Source organism: Kaarinaea lacus (assembly GCF_975902315.1).
Genome location: NZ_CDLKIE010000477.1, coordinates 1 through 5,222, shown reverse-complemented (window position 1 = coordinate 5,222; position 5,222 = coordinate 1). Strand labels below are relative to the sequence as shown.

General features: G+C 44.2%; 5 protein-coding genes. 3 read left to right on the top strand and 2 right to left on the bottom strand.

What is annotated here, in order from left to right; translation table 11 throughout:
* The coding region (locus ACWVCM_RS14755; RefSeq protein ID WP_455202527.1) for a hypothetical protein at window positions 1-656 on the top strand (656 nt) is incomplete at its 5' end.
* 44 nt (window positions 657-700) lie between these two features.
* Here the strand turns inward: ACWVCM_RS14755 and ACWVCM_RS14750 are convergent.
* Window positions 701-1,420: a hypothetical protein gene (locus tag ACWVCM_RS14750; RefSeq protein ID WP_455202526.1), complete on the bottom strand. Its 720-nt coding sequence runs from the start codon at window positions 1,418-1,420 to the stop codon at window positions 701-703.
* A 237-nt stretch (window positions 1,421-1,657) separates the two neighbouring features.
* Between ACWVCM_RS14750 and ACWVCM_RS14745 the strand changes: the two genes are divergently transcribed.
* Window positions 1,658-2,410, top strand: a complete 753-nt coding sequence (locus ACWVCM_RS14745; RefSeq protein ID WP_455202525.1) for a tetratricopeptide repeat protein — start codon at window positions 1,658-1,660, stop codon at window positions 2,408-2,410.
* 22 nt (window positions 2,411-2,432) lie between these two features.
* On the opposite strand, the gene ACWVCM_RS14740 is transcribed toward ACWVCM_RS14745, so the two are convergent.
* Window positions 2,433-3,731, bottom strand: coding sequence for a DEAD/DEAH box helicase (locus ACWVCM_RS14740; protein WP_455202524.1), 1,299 nt, complete (start codon window positions 3,729-3,731; stop codon window positions 2,433-2,435).
* Window positions 3,732-4,393: 662 nt separating this feature from the next.
* On the opposite strand from ACWVCM_RS14740, the gene ACWVCM_RS14735 reads away from it, so the two are divergent.
* Window positions 4,394-5,222: hypothetical protein (locus ACWVCM_RS14735; RefSeq protein ID WP_455202523.1), on the top strand; the 829-nt coding region annotated here is incomplete at its 3' end.

The following is a 5,222-nucleotide window of genomic DNA, read 5'->3' as shown; positions in this document are numbered from 1 at the left end:
GTACGCAAACTGAACCATTGCGGATGTTGCGTGACAACATTGATGGTATTTCAACTGCTCAAGGAGATGTGGTATCTCCAAAATTCGACAAGAATCCACGGCGCTGGAAATCACCAACAGTATCCTTTCACTATGGCAGACCGCAAAGTATATACCAGTTCTTAAGAGACAAGGTTGCTGCTAATAAATTTTACGTGTTTACCAAACCTAGTTTGTCCGGTCGTATTATTAAATTTACTTTGCATGAGTTGAAGCTTAAACCTTCGATGTCACAGCAAAAAATAAAGCTCCTGAAAGAGAAATATGTTGAATCTTTGGAGTTGTGGTCAAGCGAGCAGTATACGAATTATCTCAGGCGCAAACGAGCGGCAGGTGTGGGAATTAAAGCCCGCCAACAACGTCTGCTGATAAAGAAAAAGCAGGCATTTAAGAAATTGCTGGAAAGCCACCGCCCAGGAGAGGAAAAGCAACATCCAGTGGAAGGGTTTATTCGCTATAGAAGAATAAATGTGTCAGATGAAAGTGGTTTGACACCTGAACCCACTCCTCGTACTTCACCAATTTCTATATTTAAATCCAGAAGATCAAAAAAGGCTTCCACTCGCACTGACCAGAGTGACGATTTTGGCAAGCGATCAATATTCGATATTGATTAGCCAGTCGACTTACATCAAGTAAGCCGTGTTATAGAGAAAGTGTTTCAGTGTACGGTCTCGTTAGGTTCCCGCTGATTTGGCGAGGAATGGTTTGTTAGTATGTTGGCTTTGGCCTGTTCATAAACCTCATCGGAAAATACGCCTTCATCCCTTAATCTTCGATGTTCGCTCAATTCAGCAGCCAGGGTTTGCGAATCATTATAATAGTTTTCTGCTTTGACAGCCTGGATGCAGTTGATGAGTTCGCCCGCAAAAGCATTAAAGCTGTTTTTGGAAGGGTTTTTATAAAACATTTCAACCACCGGTACTCTACCGTGGTCAGAATAAAATATAAGAACATGCTTAAATTTTTTAATCATATATACAATAAGAATAATTCCTGCCGTAACGGGCAGTACCACCAGGGAATACATATATGGATTGGTAAAGCCGGTTACTCCCTGCTGTATAAGGGAATAAACAAGCCATGCCAGACCGAATAATATACCGGCAATCAGGAGATATTTTGCATTCAGGCAGCGCTTGCGTGTTGGGTTTGGATTGAGTAGTGTTAAATGCACGTTGTAACTGCTGGTTCTTTTGGCGTGTTTCTCATTGACATTTAAGTACTTATTGTCATAGATCCGAAACAGTTTATGTTGCTCTTTCCATTTGCTGGTTTGTAAAAGTTCCAGTGTTACCTGGTTAAGATCAATTGTTTCGGTTTGCTCGCCATATTCAGGAGAGTAAAGCGTAATTTGTTCGTTTGTTGTCTGCTTTGTCATAATCGTTGCTACTGTACTTCTCAGGATAGGAATAAAACGTTTTCTATCTGCTATAGGTGCTTGTCTGTTCGGTTCAATCTGTACCGAGTGACTCAGGCGTTATTATCTGAGCAGAATATCAGTTACTATTGAGGTTAACGGAGGTTTCTCCCTGGATTTTATAGCATTTTCGGGGTTTTATTGCAGTAGTATGACCGAGCTCACAGTTAATTTGTCCAATGATTGCAGGAATTTGGAATGAAGATTAATCACTTTTCGTATTTATTGATTTTGTTATGGGCGTTCACCCCGGCAACGCCGATATATGCAGGCGAGGAGAGCGTCGAAGCCGGAATCGCTGCCGTAGAAAAACAGGACTACATGAACGCGTACCAGATATTTAAATCACTGGCTGAACAGGGAAATGCCGAGGCTCAACACAATCTGGCCATTCTCTATCGGCAGGGTAAAGGCGTCATGCAGGATTCTAAACTGGCGGCTGAATGGTTTCGTAAAGCAGCGGACCAGGGCTTGCCCAGTGCTCAGTATTATTTAGGGCATATGTATGATGTTGGAGAGGGGGTAGCAAAAAACTCGGAATTAGCCGTTCAGTGGTACCAGAAAGCGGCAGAGCAGGGAAATCCAATGGCGCAGACAAATCTGGGTGTTGCTTATATTGCCGGGGAAGGGGTTAAACAGGATATCATTCTTGCCTATGTCTGGTTTAGTCTGGCGGCCTCGCAGGGGCTGACAGCGGCACTGGAAAACCGTAATGAATTAAAAAAGGAAATGTCAGAAGAGCTTGTACAAAATGCACAACGCTTGACGCGAGAGTATTTCAGTAAATATGTCGCGCCATTCCAGCCCCAAGCCAGTCAGTTTGCCGGAAATAGTCATCCACGGATTCAGGGGGCTCATCAGCAACCCGGTCCTGCTACACCACCACCCACAGGTCAAATGCCTGCTGCAGGACATCCGCCGTCGGGGCACGGTGATGAACACAAGCATTAAATCCTGTCAGTTTGTTGCACTGTCAGCTATCGGAGCTTTCCTGATTGGCTGCTGTTGGTGAACTTGACGGTTTGGATTTTAATGATGCGAGTTTACGCACGTTCCGTTTGTGTTTAATAACCGGTAAACGCTTCTGCGTGGATTTGTGCTGTCTTTTGGTGGGAGAACTTGGTTTGGCAAGTCGTGGTTCCAAACCTTCAATAGTGGCCTGGGAAATTTTGTTACCCGTAAATTTTTCGATTTCGTGCAAGTAGGCCCAATCGCTGGGTCCTACCAGTGAAAACGCCGTACCGTTCATGCCGGCGCGTCCCGTGCGGCCAATCCTGTGCACGTAATCTTCTGCTACCTGTGGTAAATCAAAGTTCACTACATGGGTAATGGTTTTAATATCAAGGCCACGCGCTGCGACGTCAGTTGCGACCAGGATTTGCGCACGCCTACGTTTCATTGTTTCGATGGTGCGTTTTCTTGCGGTTTGCTTCATGTCGCCATGAAGTACAGCGCTTCTATAGCCTCGTTCACTTAACTGGTCAGCCAGTTTCTGAGCGCTACGCTTGGTGGAAGTGAATACGACAGCTTGCTCCAGGTCCTGATCTTTTAAAATATGCCTTAACAAAGCGTGTTTGTGGCCGTAGTCATCTGCTTGCAGTACATGTTGTTTTATCGCAGCATGTTTTTTAAAGGCGTGGGTTAGCTTGATTTTTACCGGGTCGGTCAGGAGCTGTTGCGCTATGGTCTGCACGTCTTTTTCAAAGGTTGCTGAAAATAGTAAAGTCTGGCGTTGTTTAGGGAGTTGTTGTGCAATAGTGTTGACGTCATTCACAAAACCCATATCAAGCATACGATCCGCTTCATCCAGTACGAACATCTTGATTTTTGATAAATCGGCGCGACCATTATTTATGTGATCGATGAGCCTTCCCGGTGTAGCAACAATGATATCAAGGGACTGGTTCAATAAGCGGATCTGTGGTGGATAGGGCATTCCCCCCACAACATTGGCGTATCGGATTCGCATAAATCGACCAATCTGCCGAATATTTTCCGTGACCTGGTTTGCCAGTTCACGTGTGGGTGTCAATATTAATGTCGCCGCTTTTCCAGCGTGTCGTTGCTCTGTCCAGTTATTGGCAAGATACTGTAGCGCTGGAATTACAAAGGCGGCTGTTTTCCCCGTACCCGTTTGTGCGGTAGCAATTAAATCCTGACCGGCAATAGCAGGTGGAATGGCGCTGGATTGAATCTCGGTAGGATTCTCAAAGTGACAGGCCTGGATGCCTTTCAACAACAATTTATGTAATTCGAATTTTTGAAACGACAAAATACGGCCTTTGTCGCTGATAACAGCGCACTATTATTTTCATTTTTTTCAGTTAATTTGACTTCAGTCGGTTACCACAGGAAAGGAACTACCTTGGGTGCTCGGAATTCGGTCAACTATTAATAGGGGCATGCTTAACAAGAATGTGCAAGCCAAATCCCATCGTGTATTGCAACGGTCTCACCGGCGTTTAAGCGTTTTGCTTAACCGGATTCAGGCCGTAAACACTACACCCATTCTGGGAGTCGCGTCACTATACGCAAGAATGATAATGAATTCTAGTCTGGCGAAACTTCCAGGAATGTTATTTTTAGAGGGTGGTTTTAAATTTATCTGTGTAACATATTGAATTTAAGGCATATTGATTTTCTGGGTGCGAGTTGGATAAGCGTTTGAAAGACAGTACAATTTGTGCGGAATACTGGGCTTGAAAAGATTATTATACTGCTCAGATGGTGCAGCCCTTATCCTGATAGGGTTGTCCTGTATTGAGGCTAAATTTTCTCATTAGCCGGTGTAAAGAAGCTGAAGGGCGGAGCACCGGAAATTTATTGATTTAATTTTAGTTTCTCCCTGATTTCGACGAATATACTACTAATATTAATGGTTTGATCGCCCGGGAATTTCCATTTAATCCTTAAATCCAGATATCAGCGTTAAATATGTTCAACAGATTGTCTTTGCGACTAAGCCTGACTTTAGGCATTACTACGATGGGGATCCTTGGCGTAATTTTGGCTCTCTACGTGGATGTGACTTATCGTCGTATCGCCCTCGACAATCAACGCGTCGCCATTGAAGAAATTATTCGGTTGCGCGTGGGGGATTTGCTCACAGAGCTGGAGAAATTTTCACGTGACCTGGGCCAGACAGTTCAAAATAATCAACAGTTTCGCCAGGATCTGAAAGCTCACGATGCCGCAAAATTACAGCAGTATCTGCAACAGCATTTTCATCAATATTTTGTAACCGCCGGTATACTAAAACTCAATAGCCTGGTCGCCCATGATCCACAATTAAACTTAATGGCGATAGCTTTAACCGATGAGACACAAGGCATGCAGCGGGGAGGAGTGGCTTGTCGAAGTCTTCATGAAAAAGCGCGATCACGAAAGGGTGTAGATCGCTTTAAAGTTATATCGGAATTATGTCTGTCAGGCGGCTATCCCTATATGCACGTGCTGATTCCTATCGGTGGTTTACGTGTCAGTGGTTATTTGGAAGTAATCACAGATCCAACTTACACTGTTTCGCGCATTGAAAAAGACCTTGGTATGCCGCTGCGCATTGCGTACCTGAACAATTCAATTGCCTATCAATCGCAGGATTGGCCGAAAAAAGGCATTCCAGAGCATAATATTGTTGCCAGTTTTGCGCCCAAAACAGCAATCGGGGATCAGGTTTTTAAATTATCTGTGGTTCAGGATGTCAGTCAGTATGAAGTACAGTTGTTTAAAACCCGAACTGTATTAATGCTAACGGTAGGTTTGG